Here is a 21,593-nt window from a genome sequence, read left to right as displayed (position 1 = left end):
TCGTCGACCTGCAACCGTCCGGGCGTTTCCTGATGGAAGAGTTCTACTACGCCGGTGGCTTGCCAGCGGTACTGCGCCGCCTCGGTGAAGCCAATCTGATCCCCAACCCGAACGCACTTACGGTCAACGGCAAGTCCATCGGCGAGAACACCAAGGACGCGCCGATCTACGGCGAAGACCAAGTGATCCGCACCCTCGACAATCCGATTCGCGCTGACGGCGGTATCTGCGTGTTGCGCGGCAATCTGGCGCCGCTGGGTGCGGTGCTCAAGCCGTCCGCCGCTAGCGCTGAACTGATGCAGCATCGCGGTCGCGCCGTGGTGTTCGAGAACTTCGACATGTACAAGGCGCGGATCAACGATCCGGAGCTGGACGTCGATAAGGATTCGATTCTGGTGATGAAAAACTGCGGGCCGAAGGGTTATCCGGGCATGGCTGAAGTCGGCAACATGGGCCTGCCGGCCAAGCTGCTGGCAGAAGGCGTGACCGACATGGTGCGCATTTCCGATGCACGCATGAGCGGCACCGCGTACGGCACGGTGGTTTTGCACGTCGCCCCGGAAGCCGCAGCCGGCGGGCCTTTGGCGGCAGTAAAAGAAGGCGACTGGATCGAACTCGATTGCGCCAGCGGCCGTCTGCATCTGGACATTCCGGATGCTGAACTGGCCGCGCGCATGGCCGATCTGCAAGCACCGCAACAGTTGCTGGTGGGCGGTTATCGTCAGCTGTACATCGATCACGTGCTGCAGGCGGATCAGGGTTGCGACTTTGACTTCCTGGTTGGCTGCCGAGGCGCTGAAGTCCCCCGCCACTCTCATTGACACCCCACTGATCGTTCCCACGCTCCGCGTGGGAATGCAGCCCGGGACGCTCCGCGTCCCTTTCAGAGCTGGAACGCGGAGCGTCCCTTGAGGCATTCCCACGCAGAGCGTGGGAACGATCATTGCCTACCTCAAGATTGTGCCGTGCCTGCTATGATGCGCGGCATCTCCATCGCTCAGGATCGCGCCACTCCCCATGGATTACCGCAAACCTTCCGACCGTAAAAGCATGCACTCGCGCATCGTCCAGGAACTGGGCATGCAGATCGTCTCCGGACGCTTTTTGCCCGACGACAAACTGCCCGCCGAAGCCCTGCTGTGCGAGGAGTACGCGGTCAGTCGGCCGGTGTTGCGCGAAGCCACGCGGGTGCTGGTGGCCAAGGGTCTGGTGTATTCCAAACCGCGCGTCGGCACCGTGGTCAAGGCCCGTCGTGAGTGGCACATGCTCGACCCGGACGTGCTGCACTGGCTGATGCAAAGCAGCCCGCAGAATGAATTCTTCAACGTGCTGACCAGCGTGCGCAGCATCATCGAACCGGCAGCCGCCGCCCTCGCCGCCCAGCACGCAACCGATGCCGACATCGCCGCGATCAACGAAGCCTACCAACGCATGGAAGCCGCGCCGACCCCGGAAGCGCTGTTGCAGCCGGACCTGGACTTCCACAGCCGCATCGCCGATGCGACGCACAACGACTTGCTGGCGAACCTGTGCAACATGTTGGCGGTAGCGATTGCCGAGGCGTTGAAGCATTCCAATCAGCGGCCGAATCTGCATGAACTGGCGTTGCCCAGGCACAAGGCGATTCTGACCGCCATCGAGAACCGCGATGCCCTGGGTGCCCGGCATGCGACGCTGGTGCAGCTGGATGATGCGCGTAGTGCGTTGAGTGTGGTGCTGGGTGCTGAGCTTTCTTAGGGCTTGAGACCGCTTGCCCTCACCCTAGCCCTCTCCCAGAGGTAGAGGGGACCGATTGGGGAATATTTGAGATTTACGCCGACTTGAACGTTCTGCTGTGAATCCATAACCGACTCGGTATTTCAGGTCGATATATCTAGCCGCACCCCTCGGTCAGTCCCCTCTCCCTCCGGGAGAGGGCTAGGGTGAGGGGCTCTTGATCTTGATTCACAAAAAAAGCCGCAACCCCTCAAGGTTGCGGCTTTGTCGTTTCAGCCTGTCAGATCAGTGGGCAAACAGCGAATTGCCCTTCTGCCCCGCCAGCTTCTCAGGCTTGATCAGGAACTTGGCCAGCGCCGGCAGCAGCCACAGCGCGCCGAACATGTTCCACAGCAGCATGAAGGTCAGCATCAGGCCCATGTCGGCCTGGAACTTGATCGCCGAGAAGATCCAGGTGCACACGCCGATCGCCAGGCACAGGCCGGTGAACAGCACCGCTTTACCGGTCGACTTCAGCGTCTGGTAATAGGCTTCCTGCAACGGCAGCCCGGCACGCAGGAAACTCTCGAGGCGGCTGTAGATGTAGATGCCGTAGTCCACGCCGATCCCCACACCCAACGCCACCACCGGCAAAGTCGCAACCTTCACGCCGATGCCCATGAATGCCATCAGCGCGTTGCCGAGCACCGAGGTCAGCACCAGCGGCAGGACGATGCACAGGGTCGCTGCCCATGAGCGGAAGGTGATCATGCACATCACCGCCACGCAGATGTACACCAGGATCAGGATGGTCAGCTCAGCCTGTTTGATGACTTCGTTGGTGGCTGCTTCGATCCCGGCGTTACCGGCAGCGAGGATGAATTCCAGGCCGTCCTTGTTGTTTTCCTTGGCGAACTCCTGCACCGCGTTGACCGCACGATCGAGGGTTTCGGCCTTGTGGTCGTTGAGGAACACCAGCACTGGCGCCAGCGAGCAGCTGTTGTTGTACAGGCCATCGGCGCGGGCGATCGAGTTGTTCAGTACGTCCGGGTTGCGCGACAGGGTTTCCCATTTCAGGTTGCCCTCGTTCATGCCCTTGATCATCTGCTTGGACACGGTCACCAGCGAGATCGCCGACTGCACGCCCTCGGTGTTCTGCATCTTCCACATCAGTTGATCGATCGGCGCCATGGCTTCGTAGCGCGAGCAGCCTTCGGCCTTGGTCTTGACCATCACCACCAGCACGTCGGAGCTGGTCGAGTAGTTGCTGATGATGAAGTTGTTGTCTCTGTTGTAGCGCGAGTCCGGACGCAGTTCCGGCGCGCCTTGGTCGAGGTCGCCGATCTTCAGGTTCTGGCTGTACCAGAGGCCGCCACCGAAAGCGATCAGGGCCAAGGCTACCGAAATCGGTGCGACTTTCGGGCTGGCGAAGTTCGACAGCAGGCGCCAGAACGGGTGCTCGCGGTTCGCATCTTTCTTGCTCTTGGCAATCGCGCGCTTGCTGATGCCGACATAGGAAATCGCCACCGGCAGCAGGATCAGGTTGGTGAACACGATCACCGCAACGCCGATAGACGCGCCGATGGCCAGTTCACGGATTACGCCGATGTCGATGATCAGCAGGGTGATGAAGCCCACCGCATCGGCCAGAATCGCGATCATCCCCGGCAGGAACAACTGGCGGAAGGTGCGCCGTGCAGCGGTCAGGGCGTTCTCGGCCTCGCTGGATTGCAGGGCGATACCGTTGATCTTCTGCACGCCGTGGGAAATGCCGATGGCGAAAATCAGGAACGGCACCAGCATTGAATACGGGTCGAGGCCGAAGCCGAAGAAGTGCATCAACCCCAGTTGCCAGACCACCGCCACCAGCGTCGTACTCAACACCGCGATGGTGCTGCGCAGGCAGTTGGTGAACCACAGCAGCAGTATCAGGGTGATGACGAAGGCGACACCGAAGAACAGCACCACCATCACCAGACCGTCGATCAGGTCGCCGACCTTCTTGGCGAAACCGACGATGTGGATCTTGATGTTGGGGTTCTGCGCTTCGAACTTGTTGCGGATCTTGTCTTCGAGCTCATGGGAGAACTGGCGATAGTCCAGCGCCAGCAACTTGCCCTGATCCTGGGGGTCCGGATAGGCCTCCAGCAGCGGGATGTCGACGATGCTCGACTTGAAGTCGTTGGCCACCAGACGCCCGACCTGGCCGGACTTGAGCACGTTGTTGCGCAGCAGATCGAGGCTGTCCTGGGAACCGTTGTAGCTCTGCGGAATCACTTCACCGCCGGCGAAACCCTCTTCGGTCACTTCGGTCCAGCGTACGCTCGGGCTCCACAGCGATTTGAGGCCGGAACGATCGACGCCGGAAATGTAGAACACTTCGTCGTTGATCTGGCGCAGGGTCTCCATGTACTCCTTGGAGAAAATGTCGCCGTCGGTGGCTTCCACCGAAATACGCACGGTGTTGCCGAGGTTCGCCAGATCGTTGCGGTGCTCCATCATCTTTTCGATGAAGGGATGCTGCAGCGGGATCATTTTTTCGAAACTGGTCGACGGCCGGATCAGCGTGGCCTGCCAGAACAGGAAAATGCTCACCACCAGGCAGATCAGGATCACGGCCGGGCGGTTGTTGAAGATCAGGCGCTCGAGAACCGTCGCCTTTTCCTGCTGAGGAGTGATCAAGGAAGTCATAGCCCCGCCTTCTTGTTATTGGTCTCGGCACCGTTTGGCTGGGTGATGTGCAAGCCACCCTGCCCGGTCAGAATCAGGTTGCCGTTGCCGGCGGCGGTGACCGACGACAGCGAAATGCGATCCGGGCGGTTGAACACGCTGAAGGTTTCGCCGTTGTCGCTGCTGCTGATCACCGAGCCGCCGTTGCCGACGATGACGATCGAGCCGTCTTCCAGCAGCGTGCCGCCGGACAGGCCGAACTCCAGTGCACCGCGTGCGGCTTTGAGTTCGACCTGCTCCCAGTTGCTGCCGAAATCAGTGGAGCGATAAAGATTGCCGCGCAAGCCGTACGCCAGCAGGGTCTGCGGCTGCGCCGTGCCGATCACGCCGAACAGCGAACCTTCGTACGGGCCTTCAAGCTTTTCCCAGGTCTGGCCGTCATCGGCGGAGCGGAACATGCTGCCGGACTCGCCGACGATGAACAGCCCGGCGTCTTTCACGGCGGCGATGGCGTTGAGGTGGAACTGGTCTTCGTTGTCGAGGCGATCGCTGACGTCTTCCCAGTGCTTGCCGCCATCGGAGGTTTCCAGCAGCGTGCCGTAGGCGCCCACGGCAAAGCCGCTGCTGGCGTCCTTGAACCAGACGTCGAGCAGCGGCGATTCGCGTGCGAGGTCTTCGAATTGTTTGGTCCAGGTCAGACCGCCGTCTGCGCTGGCGAGAATCTGCGCGTCGTGGCCCACGGCCCAACCGTTTTTGTCGTCGACGAAATACACGGCGGTGAGCAGTTGCCGGGTCGGCACCTTGGCCTGGGTCCAGGTCTTGCCCTGGTCATCGGAATAGACGATGTGCCCGCGATCGCCGACCGCGACCAGACGCGCGCCAGCGTGGACGACATCAAGAATCAGGCTTTTTGCGGCCTTGGCCGATTCGGTGGCATAGACCACGTCAGCCGGGGCCTCGGCGGCAATCACAGGTGCCGATAACGTGGCGAAGCCCAGCAGCGAGAGTGCTGTGGCCAGCAACGCGGTGTTGCGTAACGCCGGCGGGCGGCAACGACTCATAGACCTTCCCCTATTTATTATTGTTGGGCCATCGGGCCTTCAAGGGCGCCGCAAGGGTGCTCGGCTAGTGGCAGATCAGAAGCATCATCCTGAAACCCGCAATCCAGAGCCCCTTCGGAAGCTGGCTCATCCTATCGGGCTTTGCAAATGTCTGACAATCGGCGCCGCGTTATCTTTTGTTAACCGAAGGCGGCTCTCTGTAACCAAGGAATTCCCCTGTGGGAGCGAGCTTGCTCGCGAAAGCGCCGGGTCTGGCAATGAAGATGTCCACTGGAGGGGCCTCTTCGCGAGCAAGCTCGCTCCCACAGGGGTTGGCGGTAGCTTGGGGATTTGAATACATGACCATTCGCCGGGGTGATGAGGCAAATCTCATCAGAGGGACTTGCAGGATCGGTATTATGGTATACCATCAGACGCACAGACACTCTCAATCCCCCAACGGAGCAGCTCATGAGTTTCGAAATTCGCAAGATCGTCAGCTATGTCGAAGAAACCTTCATTGAAGGCGGCAAGGCTACTGACAAGCCGGTGACCATGGTCGGCCTCGCCGTGGTGATGAAGAACCCGTGGGTGGGCAACGGTTTTGTCGAAGACCTCAAGCCGCAGATCCGCGCCAACTGCTCCGACCTCGGCGCAATGATGGTCGAACGCCTGGTCGGGATCATCGGCGGTGCCGAGAAGATCGAGGCCTACGGCAAAGCGGCGGTCGTCGGCGCTGACGGCGAGATCGAGCACGCGTCGGCGGTGATCCACACCCTGCGCTTCGGTAACCACTATCGCGAAGCGGTGAAAGCCAAGAGTTACCTGAGCTTTACCAACAAGCGCGGCGGCCCGGGCACGTCGATTCAGATCCCGATGATGCACAAGGACGACGAAGGCCTGCGTTCGCACTACATCACCCTGGAAATGCAGATCGAAGACGCGCCGCGTGCCGACGAAATCGTCGTCGTGCTCGGTTGCGCCGACGGTGGCCGCCTGCACCCGCGTATCGGCAACCGCTACATCGATCTGGAAGAACTGGCCGCCGAAAAAGCCCAGTAATCACAACAAGAAAGGCATTGCAGGAGCGCTCCATGATTCGGCTCACCGCTGAACTCACCCTGGCTGGCACCAGTTACCTGGCGACCGGCCAAGGCCAGCCCGTGGTATTGATCCACGGCGTGGGCCTGAACAAAGAAATGTGGGGCGGGCAGATTGTCGGCCTCGCCAGCCAATATCAGGTGATCGCCTACGACATGCTCGGCCACGGCGCCAGCCCGCGCCCGGCCAGCGGCACCGACCTGCTCGGTTACGCCGATCAGTTGCTCGAGCTGCTCGATCACCTCAATCTGCCCCGGGCAGCGGTGATCGGTTTCTCCATGGGCGGCCTGGTCGCGCGGGCCTTCGCCCTGCATTACCCGGAGCGCCTGCAAAGCCTGGTGGTGCTGAACAGCGTGTTCAACCGCAGCGAAGAACAGCGTGCCGGCGTGATTGCCCGCACTGCGCAGGCTGCCGAACACGGCCCGGACGCCAATGCCGAAGCGGCGTTGTCGCGCTGGTTCAGCCGTGAATATCAGGCGGCCAACCCGGCGCAGATCGCCGCGTTGCGCCAGACTCTGGCCAACAACGATCCGCAGGGCTATCTGACCACCTACGAATTGTTCGCCACCCAGGACATGTACCGCGCCGACGACCTGAGCAGCATTCAGGCGCCGACGCTGATCGCCACCGGCGAACTCGACCCCGGCTCGACGCCGGAAATGGCCGAGCAACTGGCCCGACGCATCCCCGGCGCGAAGGTTGCCGTGCTGCCCGAGCAACGGCATATGATGCCGGTAGAGTCGCCGCGTCTGGTCAATCAGATGCTGCTGGAATTTCTCCAATTCGCACACGCCCGACAAAACCATATAAAGGGGATCGTTGCATGACACTCGCACGCTTCCAGATGTGCATCGGCGGAGACTGGGTCGACGCCCTCTCCGGCAAGACCTTCGAAAGCCTCAACCCGGCCTCCGCGCAAGCCTGGGCGGAACTGCCCGACGCCGATGAAGCGGACGTCGAACGCGCCGTGCAAGCAGCGCAAACTGCTTTTGACAGCCCGGCGTGGCGCGGCCTGACCGCCACTGCGCGCGGCAAACTGCTGCGTCGCCTCGGCGATCTGATCGCAGAAAACAAGGAACACCTGGCGCAGCTGGAAAGCCGCGACAACGGCAAGCTGATCCGCGAAACCCGTGGCCAGGTCAGCTATCTGCCGGAGTTCTTCCACTACACCGCAGGCCTCGCCGACAAGCTTGAAGGCGGCACCCTGCCGCTGGACAAGCCCGATCTGTTTGCCTACACCGTGCACGAAGCCATGGGTGTGGTCGCCGCGATCATTCCATGGAACAGCCCGCTGTACCTGACCGCGATCAAACTGGCCCCGGCCCTCGCCGCCGGCAACACGATTGTGATCAAGCCGTCCGAGCACGCCTCGGCGACCATTCTCGAGCTGGCGCGCCTGGCCCTCGAAGCCGGGATTCCGCCGGGCGTGGTCAACGTCGTCACCGGTTACGGCCCGAGCACCGGCGCCGCCCTCACCCGCCATCCGCTGATCCGCAAGATCGCCTTCACCGGCGGCGCGGCCACGGCACGGCATGTGGTGCGCAGCAGCGCCGAGAACTTCGCCAAGCTGTCGCTGGAGCTGGGCGGCAAGTCGCCGAATATCATCTTCGCCGACGCCGATCTGGACAGTGCAATTAACGGTGCGATTGCCGGCATCTACGCAGCGTCCGGGCAGAGTTGCGTGTCCGGTTCGCGCTTGCTGGTGCAGGACGAAATCTACGACGAATTCGTCAACCGTCTGGTCGAGCGCGCCCAGCGCATCCGCATCGGCAACCCGCAGGAAGACCACAGTGAAATGGGTCCAATGGCCACCGCGCAGCAACTGGCGGTGGTCGAAGGTCTGGTCGCCGATGCGATCGCCGAAGGCGCGCGTTTGCGCACCGGTGGCAAGCGTCCGGCGGATCTCGGTGAAGGCTGGTTCTACGAGCCGACGCTGTTCGAGTGCGACCGCAATTCGATGAAGATCATGCAGGAAGAAGTCTTCGGCCCGGTCGCCTCGGTGATTCGTTTCAAAGACGAAGCCGAAGCGCTGGCGATCGCCAATGACTCACAGTTCGGCCTCGCCGCCGGCATCTGGACCCGTGACCTCGGCCGCGCCCATCGTCTGGCACGCGATGTGCGCTCGGGGATCATTTGGGTCAACACTTACCGCGCGGTGTCGGCGATGGCGCCGATCGGCGGCTTCAAGAACAGTGGCTATGGACGCGAAAGCGGCATCGATTCGGTGCTGGCCTACACCGAACTGAAAACGGTGTGGATCAACCTCTCCCAGGCGCCAATGCCTGATCCGTTTGTGATGCGCTAGGAGTCCTGCGAAATGATCGAACCCGGCATTTACAAAGACGTCATGAGCTCGTTCCCGTCCGGCGTTACGGTGGTCACCACCCTCGACCCGGACGGCGGCATCGTCGGCATCACCGCCAGCGCGTTCAGCGCGCTGTCGATCGACCCGGCGTTGGTGCTGTTCTGCCCCAACTATGCGTCCGACACCTACCCGGTACTGCGCGACAGCAAGAAATTCGCCATCCATTTGCTCTCCGCCGAGCAGACTGCCGAAGCCTACGCGTTCGCCGGCAAGGGCAAGGAAAAGGCCAAGGGCATCGAGTGGCACCTGAGCGATCTGGGCAACCCGATTCTGGCCAAGGCCACGGCGATCATCGAGTGCGAGTTGTGGCGTGAATACGACGGCGGCGATCACGCGATCATTGTCGGCGCAGTGAAGAACCTGATCCTGCCCGAGCAACCGGTGACGCCGATGATTTATCACAAGGGCAAGCTCGGTGCGTTGCCGCCCCTGGCCTGACAGCCAGACACGATTGCCAATGTGGGAGCGAGCCTGCTCGCGAAAGCGGTCGATCATTCAACATTTGCATCGACTGACACGACGCCTTCGCGAGCAGGCTCGCTCCCACAGGGAACACCTGTGGATTGGAGGAATGATGAGTAACGAGAAGTATGAAAAAGGTCTGAAAATCCGAACCCAGGTATTGGGCGAAGCCTACGTGCAGCGCTCGATCGAGAACGCCGACGACTTCACCCGCCCGCTGCAGGAAATGGTCACTGAATACTGCTGGGGCCATGTCTGGGGGCGTGAGGGTCTGTCGCTCAAGGAGCGCAGCATGATCAACCTGGCAATGATCTCGGCGCTCAACCGCCCGCATGAACTCAAGCTGCATGTGCGTGGCGCCTTGCGTAACGGCCTGAGTCGTGAGCAAATACGCGAAATTCTGCTTCAGGTCGGCATTTATTGCGGCGTTCCGGCGGCCGTGGACAGTTTCCGGCTGGCCCGTGAAGCCTTTGCCGAAGCCGACGCCGAGGCCTCCAGTTAACCCTCGGCTGTTTTGATGCCCGTCTGGCATGGACAGCCAAGCTCAAGAGCGGACCCCATGAAACGCCAGCCACTCGACGACAGCTTCAAGGTCAATCGCAACCCCGTTACCCTGCGCGAAATCGTGCTGGACAAACTGCGTAGCGCGATCATGAATTTCCAGCTCATGCCAGGTGATCGTCTGGTCGAACGCGACCTCTGTGATCGCCTCGGCGTCAGCCGCACTTCGGTGCGCGAAGCCTTGCGTCACCTCGAATCCGAAGGTCTCGTCGAATTCGCCGACGCCAAAGGCCCGCGCGTGGCCATCATCACCCTCGCCGATGCCGTCGATATCTACGAATTGCGTTGCGTGCTCGAAGGCTTGATCGTGCAGTTGTTCACCCTGCGCGCCAAAGCCAAGGACATCAAAGCCCTGGAAAAAGCCCTCGATGACAACCGCAAGGCGTTGAAGGACGGCGAGCTGCAACAGGTGATCGACTCGGTGCAGGGCTTCTACGACGTGCTGCTCGAAGGCTCGGGCAACCATGTCGCCGCCACGCAATTGCGTCAGTTGCAGGCGCGCATCAGCTATCTGCGCGCGACCTCGGTCTCCCAGGAAAACCGACGCGGCGCGAGTAATCACGAGATGGAAAAAATGGTCGAGGCGATCAAGAGCGGTGATCCGCTGGCGGCGCATCAGGCGTGTGTCGATCACGTCCGCGCGGCGGCTGCCGTGGCCCTCGATTACCTCAAGCGCAAGCAGGAAGAAACCGGCGTCGCCGTCAAAGGCACCCCGGCGATCACCCTGCCGATCGCGCTGAAAGAACCCCGCATAGGTCAATGACATGTTCAGCCCGAGCTTTTGCCCGAAATGCGGTGGCCCTGACCTCGGTCAGCAGACGCCGCCGGGCGATACGCACGAGCGCCTGATGTGCCGCGGCTGCGGCTATATCCACTACGTCAATCCGAAGATCATTGCCGGCTGCATCATTGAGCAGGACGGCAAATACCTCCTGTGCCAACGGGCGATCCCCCCGCGCCCGGGCACCTGGACGCTGCCGGCCGGTTTCATGGAAAGCGGTGAAACCACCGAGCAGGCGGCGCTGCGCGAAGTCTGGGAAGAAAGCGGAGTGCGCGCGGAAATCGTCTCGCCGTATTCGATCTTCAGCGTGCCGAAAATCAGCGAGGTGTACATCATCTTCCGCGCCATCGCCCTGGAGATCACCGGGCAGTACGGGCCGGAAACCATGGATTACAAGTTCTTCGCCCCTGAAGAGATTCCGTGGGAGCAGATCTATTACCCGGCGATCCGGCAGATTCTCGAGCGCTATATCGAAGAGCGCCAAGCGGGGGTTTACGGGATTTACATGGGTAATGATGACAGCGGCAAAATTCACTTCATGCGCTAAAAATCACCAGTCCCCTGATCGTTCCCACGCTCCGCGTGGGAATGCCTCTACGGACGCTCCGCGTTCGGCTCTGGATGGGACGCAGAGCGTCCCGGGCTGCATTCCCACGCGGAGCGTGGGAACGATCATCAGTGTGGCTTAAATTGGGTTGATGCCTTCAACGATGATGATCTCCGCCCTCGCCCAATCTTCGCGGTAGCTCTTCGCCTCCTGATACGCCGCCGAGCGGTAGCACGCCACGGCTGTTTCGTAGCTTTCAAACTCGATGATCACCGTGCGCTGTGGCGTCTGCCGCCCTTCCATCGCCTCGCTGCGCCCGCCTCTGGCCAGGAACTTGCCGCCGAATGCAGCAATCGCCTGCGGGGTGCGCTGGGTGTATTGGCTGTAGTGCTCGGCATTGGCTATATCCACATGTGCAATCCAGTACGCCTTCATAGTGACCTCTTTGTTGATTTTGTATTATGGTATACCAATATATTTCCAACGAACCCTGAGAGTCCAGCATGGCCTTCAACAGCATCGAAGAAATCATCGAAGATTATCGCCTCGGCAAAATGGTCCTGCTGGTCGATGACGAAGACCGCGAGAACGAAGGCGACCTGCTGCTGGCCGCTGATCGTTGCACACCGGAGGCTATCAGCTTCATGGCCCGCGAGGCACGCGGGCTGATCTGCCTGACCCTGACCGACGAACATTGTCAGCGCTTGGGCCTGGAGCAAATGGTACCCGCCAACGGCAGTGTGTTCAGCACTGCATTTACCGTGTCGATCGAAGCGGCAGTTGGCGTGACCACCGGCATTTCTGCCGCCGACCGGGCCTGCACCGTTGCTGCCGCGGTCGCGCCGAATGCCCACGCCGAAGACCTGGTGCAGCCCGGCCACATCTTCCCGTTGCGCGCCAAGGAAGGTGGCGTGCTGACCCGCGCCGGGCACACCGAGGCCGGCTGCGATCTGGCGCGTCTGGCCGGTTTCACCCCCGCCTCGGTGATCGTCGAAGTGATGAACGACGACGGCACCATGGCCCGCCGCCCGGATCTGGAGCAGTTCGCGCGCAAGCACGGGATCAAGATCGGCACCATTGCTGACCTGATCCACTATCGCCTGAGCACCGAGCACACCATCGAACGCATCGGTGAACGAGAGCTGCCGACGGTGCATGGCACGTTCCGTTTGATCACCTTCGAGGATCGCATCGAAGGCGGCGTGCACATGGCGATGGTCATGGGCGACTTGCGTCGTGAAGAGCCGACACTGGTGCGCGTGCACGTGATCGATCCGCTGCGCGATCTGGTCGGCGCCGAGTACAGCGGGCCGACGAACTGGACGCTGTGGGCGGCGCTGCAACGGGTCGCGGCGGAAGGTCATGGGGTTGTGGTGGTGCTGGCCAATCATGAATCGTCGCAGGCGTTGCTCGAACGCGTGCCGCAGCTGACCCAGCCACCACGGCAGTTCAGCCGCTCGCAATCGCGGATTTATTCCGAGGTCGGGACTGGGGCGCAGATTCTGCAGAACCTTGGGGTTGGCAAGCTGCGCCACCTTGGTCCGCCGCTGAAGTACGCGGGGTTGACCGGGTATGACCTCGAGGTGGTTGAGAGCATCCCGTTCACTGAATAAGCCTGCTATCGATAATCCCCTGTGGCGAGGGGATTTATCCCCGTCGGGCTGCGAAGCGGCCCCGATTCCTGCCAACGCGATCCGCCAGAAATATCGCATGTCCCGCTTTCAGGGCTGCTCCGCAGCCCAACGGGGATAAATCCCCTCGCCACAGTTTCATTCGCTACACATTTGGATGAAGGCCGGAAAAACAGATCCGCCAGATAACCGGTAAGGCAAAGTGCTTGCACAAAGTTTGGAATACCATAATATGATATTCCATAGACCGGGCGTTCCAACGAAGCGTCCAGCTACTGCTCCCGACAGGCGGGCAACAACGCAAGGCCCGCTCAAAAACACAACAATGAGGGCGTGAACATGGTGTTGAACAAAGCTGCAACCGCGATCTTTTTCGCGGGACTGCTCAGCGTTACCGGCCAGGCTGCAATGGCTGCCGAAAGCGTGAATTTTGTCAGCTGGGGCGGTAGCACCCAGGAGGCGCAGAAACAGGCCTGGGCCGATCCGTTCAGCAAGGCCAGCGGCATCACCGTCGTCCAGGACGGCCCCACCGACTACGGCAAACTCAAGGCCATGGTCGAAAGCGGCAACGTGCAGTGGGACGTGGTCGATGTCGAAGCCGATTTCGCCCTGCGCGCCGCTGCCCAAGGCCTGCTTGAACCCCTCGACTTCAAAGTGATCCAGCGCGACAGGATCGACCCGCGCTTCGTCAGCGATCACGGCGTCGGCTCGTTCTTCTTCTCCTTCGTCCTCGGCTACAACGAAGGCAAGCTCGGCGCCAACAAGCCGCAGGACTGGAGCGCGCTGTTCGACACCAAAACCTACCCGGGCAAACGCGCCCTGTACAAATGGCCAAGCCCCGGCGTGCTCGAACTGGCGCTGCTGGCCGACGGCGTTGCGGCTGACAAGCTCTACCCGCTGGATCTGGATCGCGCCTTCAAGAAACTCGACACCATCAAGAAAGACATCGTGTGGTGGGGCGGCGGCGCGCAGTCGCAGCAACTGCTGGCGTCCGGCGAAGCGAGCATGGGCCAGTTCTGGAATGGCCGTGTGCACGCCTTGCAGGAAGACGGCGCACCGGTCGGAGTGAGCTGGAAACAGAACCTGGTCATGGCCGACATTCTGGTCATTCCAAAAGGCTCGAAAAACAAGGACGCAGCGATGAAGTTCCTCGCCAATGCCAGCAGCGCCAAAGGTCAGGCCGACTTCTCCAACCTGACCGCCTACGCGCCGGTCAACCTCGACAGTGTGGAGCGTCTGGATTCGACGCTGGCCCCCAACCTGCCGACGGCTTACGCCAAGGATCAGATCACCCTTGATTTCGCTTACTGGGCCAAGAACGGTCCGGCTATCGCGACACGGTGGAACGAATGGCTGGTCAAATGAAAATCGCGGCCACTGCGCCTCGTCCTTCCACTGCCACCGGGAGCGCCGCCGGCGCTGCCGGTTCGGCCTTCAAGCAACGCTGGCGCGGCGCCGGCAACCTCGTCCCGGCGCTGCTGTTCCTCGGCCTGTTCTTTCTCGCGCCGTTGATTGGCCTGCTGCTGCGCGGTGTGCTCGAACCTGTACCTGGCCTTGGCAACTACGAACAACTGTTCGCCAACTCGGCCTATGCGCGAGTGCTGCTCAACACCTTTTCGGTGGCCGGGCTGGTGACGCTGTTCAGCCTGCTCCTGGGTTTTCCGCTGGCCTGGGCGATCACCCTGGTGCCGCGCGGTTGGGGGCGCTGGATCCTCAACATCGTCCTGCTGTCGATGTGGACCAGCCTGCTCGCCCGTACCTATTCGTGGCTGGTTTTGCTGCAAGCCTCGGGCGTGATCAACAAGGCGCTGATGGCGATGGGCATCATCGATCAGCCGTTGGAAATGGTGCACAACCTCACGGGCGTGGTGATCGGCATGAGCTACATCATGATCCCGTTCATCGTGCTGCCGTTGCAGGCGACCATGCAGGCCATCGACCCGATGATCCTGCAGGCCGGCTCGATCTGCGGCGCCAGTCCGTGGACCAACTTCTTCCGGGTGTTCCTGCCGCTGTGCCGGCCGGGTCTGGCGTCCGGCGGTTTGATGGTGTTCGTGATGTCGCTCGGTTACTACGTCACCCCGGCGCTGCTCGGCGGGGCGCAAAACATGATGCTGCCGGAGTTCATCATTCAGCAGGTGCAATCGTTCCTCAACTGGGGCCTGGCCAGTGCCGGCGCCGCGTTGCTGATCGCAATCACCCTGGTGCTGTTCTACTTCTACCTGAAGCTTCAACCGGAATCCCCGGTTGGCGCCAGTAACGCGAGGTAAGCCGACATGCTCCTGACCCCCAATGCCATGAGCCGGCGCATGCGTTTCGGCCTCTACGCTACGACTGGACTGATCGGTCTGTTCCTGCTGTTGCCGATCGTGTTCATCGTCCTGCTGTCGTTCGGCTCCTCGCAGTGGCTGGTGTTCCCGCCGCCGGGCTGGACGCTGAAATGGTACGGCCAGTTCTTCTCCAATCCCGACTGGATGAACGCCGCTGCCGCCAGCCTTAAAGTTGCCGTGCTGACCACGATCTGCGCCGTGGCCCTCGGTTTGCCGACCGCGTTTGCGCTGGTGCGCGGGCGTTTTCCCGGCCGCGAGATGCTCTACGGCCTGTTCACCCTGCCGATGATCGTGCCGCTGGTGATCATCGCCGTGGCGGTGTACGCGCTGTTTCTCAAGCTCGGCTATACCGGGACCATGTTCGCCTTCGTCGTCAGCCATGTGATCGTCGCGCTGCCGTTCACCATCATCTCGATCATCAACTCGCTGAAGCTGTTCGATCAGTCGATTGAAGACGCGGCGGTAATCTGCGGTGCCTCGCGCTTGCAAGCGGTGTTCAAGGTGACGTTCCCGGCAATCCGTCCGGGGATGGTCGCCGGCGCCCTCTTCGCCTTCCTCGTCTCGTGGGACGAAGTGGTGCTCAGCGTGATGATGGCAAGCCCGACTCTGCAAACCCTTCCCGTGAAAATGTGGACCACCCTGCGCCAGGACCTGACCCCGGTGATCGCCGTCGCTTCGACGCTGCTGATCGGCTTGTCGGTTTTGGTCATGGTCATCGCCGCCGCATTGCGCCGGCGCAACGAAATCAGCGCCTGAGCGCCCAGGAGTACGACATGAGTGCCGTGATCAAAGACGCATCCCAGCAGAGCGACAAACCCCTGGTCAGCCTGCGCAACCTGAACAAGCACTACGGCGATTTTGCTGCCGTCGACAATATCTCGCTGGACATCAAGGACGGTGAATTCCTCACGTTCCTGGGCTCCAGCGGCTCGGGCAAAAGCACCACGCTGTCGATGCTCGCCGGTTTTGAAACACCGAGCAGCGGCGAGATCCTCGTCAATGGCCAGTCGCTGGTCAATGTGCCGCCACACAAGCGCGACATCGGCATGGTCTTCCAGCGTTACTCGCTGTTCCCGCATCTGTCGGTGCGCGACAACATCGCCTTCCCTTTGGCGATTCGCAAACTGGCTGCCGCCGAGCGTGAAAAACGCGTCGATGCGATGTTGAAGCTGGTGCAGCTCGAACAGTTCGCCCATCGCCGCCCTTCGCAACTGTCTGGTGGTCAGCAACAACGTGTCGCCATCGCCCGGGCGCTGGTTTACGAGCCGCGCATCCTGCTGATGGACGAACCGCTGGGCGCGCTGGATAAAAAACTGCGCGAAGACCTGCAAGACGAATTGCGCCAACTGCACCGACGCCTGGGCATCACCATCGTTTACGTGACCCACGACCAGGAAGAAGCCATGCGGCTGTCGCAACGCATCGCGATTTTCAGCCACGGCAAGATCGTCGGCCTGGGCAGTGGTTATGACCTTTACCAGAATCCGCCGAATGCATTTGTCGCGTCGTTCCTGGGCAATTCGAACTTCCTCAAGCTCAAGGCGCAAGGCAATGCAGCGGCGAGTTTCGAGGGTCAGTCGTTGTCGATTCGGCTGACGTCCGGGTTGCACACTGATCAGGATGTGCTGCTGATGGTGCGCCCGGAAAAAGCCTTGGCGCTGAGCACGCAGCAGGCGCTGGATGAGCCGCTGGCGGCGGGCTGGAATGAGGTGTCGGCGAACGTTGTAGAGGTGCTGTTTCTGGGCGAGAGCCAGACGTGCAGCGTGGTGACGGCGGGCGGGACGTCGATGACGGTGAAAGCGCTGTCGGCAGCGGGCATGCCGCTCAAGGCCGGCGATCCGGTCCGGGTGCGCTGGGCGACGGCGGATGCTTGTGTCTATACCGAATGGACCGAGAGCGATTTGAACAAGGCTGCCGGGGCTCACTGATTGCGCTGAGTCAGTTGGATCTACCCCCTCACCCCAGCCCTCTCCCCCGCGGGGGGCGAGGGGGAAAGGGAGCCGATCTTCATGCTGTTCAAAATGTAAGTTCGACTCGGTATCGCACGTCGGCGTATCTCGCAACAACACCTCGGTCAGTCCCCTCTCCCATTGGGAGAGGGCTAGGGTGAGGGCAAGCAGGCCACACGGTATCAGCCAATGGCCCGGTACCCTTCAATCTCATCCGGCCACGCCGTCAGCACTTCAAACCCGCTCTCCGTCACCGCGACCATATGCTCCCACTGCGCCGACAAGGAGCCATCCTTGGTCAGCACCGTCCAGCCATCCGGCATGTTCTTCACATGGCGTTTGCCGGCATTGAGCATCGGTTCCACGGTGAAAATCATCCCGGCCTTGAGCTTCAGCCCTTGATTGGGAAAGCCGTAATGCAGGATTTGCGGTTCGTCGTGATAGACCTTGCCGATGCCATGGCCGCAGTACTCGCGCACCACGCTGAAGCCCTCCGCCTCCGCCAGGCTCTGGATCGCGTAACCGATATCGCCCAGCGTTGCGCCCGGTTTCACTGCGCGAATGCCCGCGCACATCGCGTCGTAAGTGGTCTTGATCAGGTGCTGCGCTTCAGGAGTTGCCTCACCCACGACGTACATGCGGCTGGTATCACCGAACCAGCCATCCTTGATCACGGCGATGTCGAGATTGACGATGTCGCCATCCTTCAATGGCGTACCCGATGGAATCCCGTGACACACCACGTCGTTGACCGACGCGCAGACGGTTTTTGGAAAGCCGTGATAACCGACATTGGCCGGCACGGCTTTCTGCACATTGACGATGTAATCGTTGCACAGCCGGTCCAGCTCATCAGTGGTCACCCCGGCCTTCACATGCGGCACCAGCATCGCCAGTACTTCGGCGGCGAGTTTGCCGGCGGCGCGGGATTTTTCAATGTCGGCCTGGGTGTTGATTTTGATCTGGTTTCTCATGCGCTGACGGCTTCCTGAGTCAGTTGTTGCAGATCCAGTCCGCCGTTCTGTTCGGCGCGGATCAGCAGGCGGCAAATGGCGCTGTGGTCGAGGTTGGGATGCAGCTCGGCGAGCATGCCGATGCGCATCCAGTGCTCGGCCTGCGCGTTGATCGAGCGGCTGAGGGCGTTGCTGGAGATGCGCAGATTCTCGTGCATGTCCTCTGAAATCTTTACGATGCCCATATATGAATCCGATACGATGTGTATATGGATCGTATATTAGCCAGGGCATATGACAGATTGCAATGCCGACGACAAAATCGACGCTGTGGCAGATTCGCCTCCCCCTCCACCGCGCAAATCGACTACCATGCCGCCGCCGGTTTCCACACGGAATTAATAGGGAATCCGAAATGCTTGCACAGCATCAATCGGAACTGCCCCCGCAACTGTAGGTGCCGAGCCTGCTCCTCGACTGCCACTGGGTGAATCCCGGGAAGGCCGGAGCGTGGCGATGACGCATCAGTCAGGAGACCTGCCGGCACAGTGACTGACTAACCGGCGGGGTGTCCGGGAAGGACATCGTGCCGTGCGCATTTTCCCCGTGCCGGCCTTGCGCAGTTTCCAGACCGCGCCCGAGGTGTGTTTCCAAACCGTACCCGCCCGCTCCCGTACGGTTCTCCTGGAGACTGCCCCATGCTGCTGCCCCGCATTGCCACCCTGCTCACCGCTCTGAGCCTTTGCGCCCTGGCGCAAGCGGCGCCGACTGCGTATCCGCTGACCGTCGAAAACTGTGGCAGCAGCCTGACCTTTCAACACGCACCCGCTCGCACGGTGACCATCGGTCAGGCCGGCACGGAAATGCTCTACGCCTTGGGCCTGGGCGACAAAGTCGTTGGCACTTCGCTGTGGTTCAACGACGTGCTGGGCAGATACAAAGCGCAGAACGACAGGATCGAGCGCCTCGCCGATAACGAGCCGAGTTTCGAAGCGGTGATCGCTAAACGCCCGGAGCTGGTTGCCGTCGAGCTGGAATGGATGGTCGGCCCGCAAGGCGCGGTCGGCACCCGCGAGCAGTTTCATGAACTGAAGATTCCGACCTATCTGCTGCCCTCCGATTGCGAAGCCAAGGACAACCTCGTCGGTTCGGACGGCACGCGGCTGGCGCCGTTTCGCATCGACAGCATCTACAAAGCCGTGAGCCAGCTCGCAGCGATTTTCGATGTGCAGGCGCGTGGCGAACAGCTCAATGAGCAGCTCAAAGCCAGCCTCGCGCAGTCGATCGCCACCGCGAAAAAGCAGCAGCGCAAAGACGTCAGCGCCCTGGTGTGGTTCTCCAGCGCCGAGATGGACATCGAGCCATTCGTGGCCGGGCACAAAGGCGTTCCCGATTTCATGCTCAGCACCCTCGGCGTGCGCAACGTCGTCGAGTCGGATGAAGAATGGCCAACCGTCGGCTGGGAAACCATCGCCAAGGCCAACCCGACGTTGCTGGTGATTGCGCGCATGGATCGTCGACGTTTCCCGGCGGACGACTATCAGAAAAAACTCGCCTTCCTGCGCAGTGATCCGGTGACGCGCAACATGGACGCGGTCAAGCACAACCGCATCATCATCCTTGACGCCATGGCCATGCAGGCCAGCCTGCGCACCTTCGACGGCCTCGCACAACTGGCCAGCGCGATCAACGGCTACGACCTGTCGCCATGAGCAGACGCCTGATCCGTTTGCTGCTGGTGCTGTTGACGCTGTCGGTCGCGCTGATCGGCGGCGTGGCCATTGGTGAGACTTCGATCGAGCCGAGCGTGGTGTTGCAGGTGCTGGCCAACAAGCTGTGGGGCGTCGGTTATGTGCTCGACCCGATCGACGAAGGCATTGTCTGGAACTATCGCCTGACCCGCGCTTTGGTCGCGGCGGCCTGCGGCGCCGGTCTGGCGACCTGTGGCGTAATCCTGCAATCGCTGCTGCGCAATCCGCTGGCCGATCCGTATCTGCTGGGTATTTCTGCTGGCGCCTCGACTGGCGCGGTGATGGTCGCCCTGCTTGGCGTCGGCGCCGGGGCGATTTCATTGTCGGTCGGTGCCTTTGCCGGCGCGGTGACCGCTTTCGCACTGGTGATCCTGTTGGCGCGGGTCAGCGGCTCGGCCAGCGGCACCGGGCAGATCATTCTGGCCGGGATTGCCGGCTCGCAACTGTTCAACGCCCTCACCGCTTTTCTGATCACCCGCTCGGCCAGCTCGGAACAAGCGCGCGGCATCATGTTCTGGCTGTTGGGCAATCTCGGCGGCGTGCGCTGGCCGTCGGTGTGGCTGGCGGTGCCGGTGGCGGTGTTGGGGTTGGTTGTTTGTCTGTGGCATCGCCGGGCGCTGGATGCGTTCACCTTTGGTGCGGACTCGGCGGCGTCTCTCGGCATACCAGTGCGACGTGTGCAGATTCTGCTGATTGGCTGCGCCGCGCTGGTGACGGCGGTGATGGTGTCGATTGTCGGCTCGATCGGCTTTGTCGGTCTGGTGATTCCCCATGCCGCACGGTTGTTGCTCGGCACGGGGCATGCGCGTCTGTTGCCCGCCAGTGCGCTGGGCGGTGCGGTGTTTCTGATTGCCGCCGATGTGCTGTCGCGCACCCTGATCAAGGGTCAGGTGATCCCGGTCGGCGTGATCACTGCGCTGGTCGGCGCACCGGTGTTCGCGCTGATTCTGGTGGGCCGGAGATCGGCGCGATGAACACGGTTCTGAGTTGTGCGGGTGTGGGCTTCAAAGTGCGCGGTGCCGAGTTGCTCAACGGTGTCAGCCTCGACGTTCAGCGCGGCGAGACCCTGGGCATTGTCGGGCCGAACGGTTCGGGTAAATCCACGCTGCTGAAACTGCTCGCCGGCCTGCGCGAACCGAGCGCGGGCCATGTGCAGCTCGGCGGTCAGGCGCTGGGCAAGATGTCGCGGCGCACTATCGCGCAGACGCTGGCGGTGGTTGAGCAACAGGCCGATACCGACGATGGCATTCGCGTGTTCGACGCGGTGGCGCTCGGGCGCACGCCGTGGTTGTCGGCGCTGCAACCGTGGTCGCCCGCCGATGACGCCATCGTCGAGCAAGCGCTGGTCGACGTCGACGCCGTGCACCTGCGCAACCGCCTCTGGCGCAGCCTCTCCGGCGGTGAACGCCAACGCGTGCACATCGCCCGCGCACTGGCGCAGCGCCCGCAGATCCTGCTGCTAGACGAGCCGGCCAACCACCTCGACATCCAGCATCAGTTGAGCATTCTGCAAGTGGTGCGCGCACTGCCGGTGACTACGTTGATCGCCCTGCACGATCTCAATCAGGCGCTCAAATGCGATCGCCTGGCAGTGCTGGAGCGCGGGCGTCTGGTCGCGCTTGGCGAGCCGCTGCACGTGCTGACGCCGGAGCGGTTACAGACGACTTTCGGGGTCAGGGCGCACTATCTGACGGACCCGTTCGATGGTGCGCCGATATTGCGCTTCCTTGCCTGATGCATGTGTAGCTGACACACCG

At 61.7% G+C, this 21,593-nt stretch carries 22 protein-coding genes and 1 riboswitch; of the genes, 17 read left to right on the top strand and 5 right to left on the bottom strand.

The genetic code is table 11. The features are described from left to right. Positions 1-821 (top strand): dihydroxy-acid dehydratase (locus tag D8U70_RS02130; RefSeq protein ID WP_177433935.1); only part of this gene is annotated, 821 nt, incomplete at its 5' end. A gap of 196 nt (positions 822-1,017) precedes the next feature. Next, the gene (locus D8U70_RS02125) at positions 1,018-1,737 is read left to right on the top strand and encodes a FadR/GntR family transcriptional regulator (RefSeq protein ID WP_024013185.1); all 720 of its coding nucleotides are present in this window, start codon (positions 1,018-1,020) and stop codon (positions 1,735-1,737) included. 264 nt (positions 1,738-2,001) lie between these two features. Here the strand turns inward: D8U70_RS02125 and D8U70_RS02120 are convergent, their stop codons facing one another. Both D8U70_RS02120 and D8U70_RS02115 read right to left on the bottom strand, forming a co-directional pair. Next, on the bottom strand, positions 2,002-4,386 hold the full coding sequence (locus tag D8U70_RS02120; RefSeq protein ID WP_130928208.1) for an RND family transporter: 2,385 nt from the start codon (positions 4,384-4,386) through the stop codon (positions 2,002-2,004). Further along, on the bottom strand, positions 4,383-5,426 hold the full coding sequence (locus tag D8U70_RS02115) for a YCF48-related protein (protein WP_122507913.1): 1,044 nt from the start codon (positions 5,424-5,426) through the stop codon (positions 4,383-4,385). The genes D8U70_RS02120 and D8U70_RS02115 overlap by 4 nt, the downstream gene beginning before the upstream one ends. A gap of 450 nt (positions 5,427-5,876) precedes the next feature. On the opposite strand from D8U70_RS02115, the gene D8U70_RS02105 reads away from it, so the two are divergent. The 7 genes from D8U70_RS02105 to D8U70_RS02075 all read left to right on the top strand — a co-directional run bounded on the left by D8U70_RS02105 (position 5,877) and on the right by D8U70_RS02075 (position 11,222). After that, positions 5,877-6,467: an amino acid synthesis family protein gene (locus tag D8U70_RS02105; protein WP_007968626.1), complete on the top strand. Its 591-nt coding sequence runs from the start codon at positions 5,877-5,879 to the stop codon at positions 6,465-6,467. Between the two features lie 32 nt (positions 6,468-6,499). Next, positions 6,500-7,333 (top strand): alpha/beta fold hydrolase, encoded by an 834-nt coding sequence (locus D8U70_RS02100; protein WP_130928207.1) that lies wholly within the window; start codon positions 6,500-6,502, stop codon positions 7,331-7,333. Beyond that, entirely contained in the window at positions 7,330-8,811 is a 1,482-nt protein-coding gene (locus tag D8U70_RS02095; RefSeq protein ID WP_042606772.1) for an aldehyde dehydrogenase, read from the top strand. The genes D8U70_RS02100 and D8U70_RS02095 overlap by 4 nt, the downstream gene beginning before the upstream one ends. A gap of 12 nt (positions 8,812-8,823) precedes the next feature. Continuing rightward, the gene (locus D8U70_RS02090) at positions 8,824-9,309 is read left to right on the top strand and encodes a flavin reductase family protein (RefSeq protein WP_110645645.1); all 486 of its coding nucleotides are present in this window, start codon (positions 8,824-8,826) and stop codon (positions 9,307-9,309) included. Positions 9,310-9,445: 136 nt separating this feature from the next. Next, positions 9,446-9,835, top strand: a complete 390-nt coding sequence (locus D8U70_RS02085; RefSeq protein WP_007968634.1) for a carboxymuconolactone decarboxylase family protein — start codon at positions 9,446-9,448, stop codon at positions 9,833-9,835. A 57-nt stretch (positions 9,836-9,892) separates the two neighbouring features. Continuing rightward, positions 9,893-10,657: a GntR family transcriptional regulator gene (locus tag D8U70_RS02080; protein WP_042606770.1), complete on the top strand. Its 765-nt coding sequence runs from the start codon at positions 9,893-9,895 to the stop codon at positions 10,655-10,657. 1 nt (position 10,658) lies between these two features. Beyond that, on the top strand, positions 10,659-11,222 hold the full coding sequence (locus D8U70_RS02075; protein ID WP_024013191.1) for an NUDIX hydrolase: 564 nt from the start codon (positions 10,659-10,661) through the stop codon (positions 11,220-11,222). A 138-nt stretch (positions 11,223-11,360) separates the two neighbouring features. On the opposite strand, the gene D8U70_RS02070 is transcribed toward D8U70_RS02075, so the two are convergent. After that, positions 11,361-11,657 carry a DUF1330 domain-containing protein gene (locus D8U70_RS02070; protein ID WP_130928206.1) on the bottom strand — a complete coding sequence of 99 codons (297 nt, stop codon included), beginning with the start codon at positions 11,655-11,657 and terminating at the stop codon, positions 11,361-11,363. Between the two features lie 68 nt (positions 11,658-11,725). Between D8U70_RS02070 and ribBA the strand changes: the two genes are divergently transcribed. From ribBA to D8U70_RS02045, 5 genes are all read left to right on the top strand, one after another. After that, entirely contained in the window at positions 11,726-12,835 is a 1,110-nt protein-coding gene (gene ribBA, locus D8U70_RS02065) for a bifunctional 3,4-dihydroxy-2-butanone-4-phosphate synthase/GTP cyclohydrolase II (protein ID WP_130928205.1), read from the top strand. A 357-nt stretch (positions 12,836-13,192) separates the two neighbouring features. Continuing rightward, positions 13,193-14,218 carry an ABC transporter substrate-binding protein gene (locus D8U70_RS02060; protein ID WP_130928204.1) on the top strand — a complete coding sequence of 342 codons (1,026 nt, stop codon included), beginning with the start codon at positions 13,193-13,195 and terminating at the stop codon, positions 14,216-14,218. Continuing rightward, the gene (locus D8U70_RS02055; protein ID WP_016775019.1) at positions 14,215-15,123 is read left to right on the top strand and encodes an ABC transporter permease; all 909 of its coding nucleotides are present in this window, start codon (positions 14,215-14,217) and stop codon (positions 15,121-15,123) included. The genes D8U70_RS02060 and D8U70_RS02055 overlap by 4 nt, the downstream gene beginning before the upstream one ends. 6 nt (positions 15,124-15,129) lie before the next feature. After that, the gene (locus tag D8U70_RS02050) at positions 15,130-15,939 is read left to right on the top strand and encodes an ABC transporter permease (protein ID WP_007918021.1); all 810 of its coding nucleotides are present in this window, start codon (positions 15,130-15,132) and stop codon (positions 15,937-15,939) included. A gap of 17 nt (positions 15,940-15,956) precedes the next feature. Beyond that, entirely contained in the window at positions 15,957-17,111 is a 1,155-nt protein-coding gene (locus tag D8U70_RS02045) for an ABC transporter ATP-binding protein (RefSeq protein WP_016775021.1), read from the top strand. A gap of 203 nt (positions 17,112-17,314) precedes the next feature. On the opposite strand, the gene map is transcribed toward D8U70_RS02045, so the two are convergent. Next, positions 17,315-18,106, bottom strand: a complete 792-nt coding sequence (map, locus tag D8U70_RS02040) for a type I methionyl aminopeptidase (protein ID WP_130928203.1) — start codon at positions 18,104-18,106, stop codon at positions 17,315-17,317. Then, entirely contained in the window at positions 18,103-18,330 is a 228-nt protein-coding gene (locus tag D8U70_RS02035) for a ParD-like family protein (RefSeq protein ID WP_007918027.1), read from the bottom strand. Before D8U70_RS02035 ends, map begins: the two co-directional genes overlap by 4 nt. 120 nt (positions 18,331-18,450) lie before the next feature. Beyond that, positions 18,451-18,645: riboswitch (cobalamin riboswitch) on the top strand. Positions 18,646-18,783: 138 nt separating this feature from the next. On the opposite strand from D8U70_RS02035, the gene D8U70_RS02030 reads away from it, so the two are divergent. Genes D8U70_RS02030 through D8U70_RS02020 form a run of 3 tightly spaced genes read left to right on the top strand, consistent with a single transcriptional unit; the run spans position 18,784 to position 21,571 of the window. Next, the gene (locus tag D8U70_RS02030) at positions 18,784-19,797 is read left to right on the top strand and encodes an ABC transporter substrate-binding protein (RefSeq protein WP_130928202.1); all 1,014 of its coding nucleotides are present in this window, start codon (positions 18,784-18,786) and stop codon (positions 19,795-19,797) included. After that, positions 19,794-20,810 (top strand): iron ABC transporter permease, encoded by a 1,017-nt coding sequence (locus D8U70_RS02025; protein ID WP_130928201.1) that lies wholly within the window; start codon positions 19,794-19,796, stop codon positions 20,808-20,810. The genes D8U70_RS02030 and D8U70_RS02025 overlap by 4 nt, the downstream gene beginning before the upstream one ends. Beyond that, the gene (locus D8U70_RS02020) at positions 20,807-21,571 is read left to right on the top strand and encodes an ABC transporter ATP-binding protein (RefSeq protein WP_016775025.1); all 765 of its coding nucleotides are present in this window, start codon (positions 20,807-20,809) and stop codon (positions 21,569-21,571) included. Before D8U70_RS02025 ends, D8U70_RS02020 begins: the two co-directional genes overlap by 4 nt. Positions 21,572-21,593 lie beyond the last annotated feature (22 nt).

This window comes from Pseudomonas sp. Sample_20 (assembly GCF_004307585.1).
GTDB classification, from domain to species: domain Bacteria; phylum Pseudomonadota; class Gammaproteobacteria; order Pseudomonadales; family Pseudomonadaceae; genus Aquipseudomonas; species Aquipseudomonas atacamensis.
This window is presented reverse-complemented; position numbering and strand designations above follow the sequence as displayed.

Excerpts from the sequence above, each read along its gene's own strand:
- D8U70_RS02125 (WP_024013185.1), top strand. The coding sequence starts at position 1,018 with ATGGATTACCGCAAACCTTCCGACCGTAAAAGCATGCACTCGCGCATC.
- D8U70_RS02120 (WP_130928208.1), bottom strand. The coding sequence starts at position 4,386 with ATGACTTCCTTGATCACTCCTCAGCAGGAAAAGGCGACGGTTCTCGAG.
- D8U70_RS02115 (WP_122507913.1), bottom strand. The coding sequence starts at position 5,426 with ATGAGTCGTTGCCGCCCGCCGGCGTTACGCAACACCGCGTTGCTGGCC.
- D8U70_RS02105 (WP_007968626.1), top strand. The coding sequence starts at position 5,877 with ATGAGTTTCGAAATTCGCAAGATCGTCAGCTATGTCGAAGAAACCTTC.
- D8U70_RS02100 (WP_130928207.1), top strand. The coding sequence starts at position 6,500 with ATGATTCGGCTCACCGCTGAACTCACCCTGGCTGGCACCAGTTACCTG.
- D8U70_RS02095 (WP_042606772.1), top strand. The coding sequence starts at position 7,330 with ATGACACTCGCACGCTTCCAGATGTGCATCGGCGGAGACTGGGTCGAC.
- D8U70_RS02090 (WP_110645645.1), top strand. The coding sequence starts at position 8,824 with ATGATCGAACCCGGCATTTACAAAGACGTCATGAGCTCGTTCCCGTCC.
- D8U70_RS02085 (WP_007968634.1), top strand. The coding sequence starts at position 9,446 with ATGAGTAACGAGAAGTATGAAAAAGGTCTGAAAATCCGAACCCAGGTA.
- D8U70_RS02080 (WP_042606770.1), top strand. The coding sequence starts at position 9,893 with ATGAAACGCCAGCCACTCGACGACAGCTTCAAGGTCAATCGCAACCCC.
- D8U70_RS02075 (WP_024013191.1), top strand. The coding sequence starts at position 10,659 with ATGTTCAGCCCGAGCTTTTGCCCGAAATGCGGTGGCCCTGACCTCGGT.
- D8U70_RS02070 (WP_130928206.1), bottom strand. The coding sequence starts at position 11,657 with ATGAAGGCGTACTGGATTGCACATGTGGATATAGCCAATGCCGAGCAC.
- ribBA (WP_130928205.1), top strand. The coding sequence starts at position 11,726 with ATGGCCTTCAACAGCATCGAAGAAATCATCGAAGATTATCGCCTCGGC.
- D8U70_RS02060 (WP_130928204.1), top strand. The coding sequence starts at position 13,193 with ATGGTGTTGAACAAAGCTGCAACCGCGATCTTTTTCGCGGGACTGCTC.
- D8U70_RS02055 (WP_016775019.1), top strand. The coding sequence starts at position 14,215 with ATGAAAATCGCGGCCACTGCGCCTCGTCCTTCCACTGCCACCGGGAGC.
- D8U70_RS02050 (WP_007918021.1), top strand. The coding sequence starts at position 15,130 with ATGCTCCTGACCCCCAATGCCATGAGCCGGCGCATGCGTTTCGGCCTC.
- D8U70_RS02045 (WP_016775021.1), top strand. The coding sequence starts at position 15,957 with ATGAGTGCCGTGATCAAAGACGCATCCCAGCAGAGCGACAAACCCCTG.
- map (WP_130928203.1), bottom strand. The coding sequence starts at position 18,106 with ATGAGAAACCAGATCAAAATCAACACCCAGGCCGACATTGAAAAATCC.
- D8U70_RS02035 (WP_007918027.1), bottom strand. The coding sequence starts at position 18,330 with ATGGGCATCGTAAAGATTTCAGAGGACATGCACGAGAATCTGCGCATC.
- D8U70_RS02030 (WP_130928202.1), top strand. The coding sequence starts at position 18,784 with ATGCTGCTGCCCCGCATTGCCACCCTGCTCACCGCTCTGAGCCTTTGC.
- D8U70_RS02025 (WP_130928201.1), top strand. The coding sequence starts at position 19,794 with ATGAGCAGACGCCTGATCCGTTTGCTGCTGGTGCTGTTGACGCTGTCG.
- D8U70_RS02020 (WP_016775025.1), top strand. The coding sequence starts at position 20,807 with ATGAACACGGTTCTGAGTTGTGCGGGTGTGGGCTTCAAAGTGCGCGGT.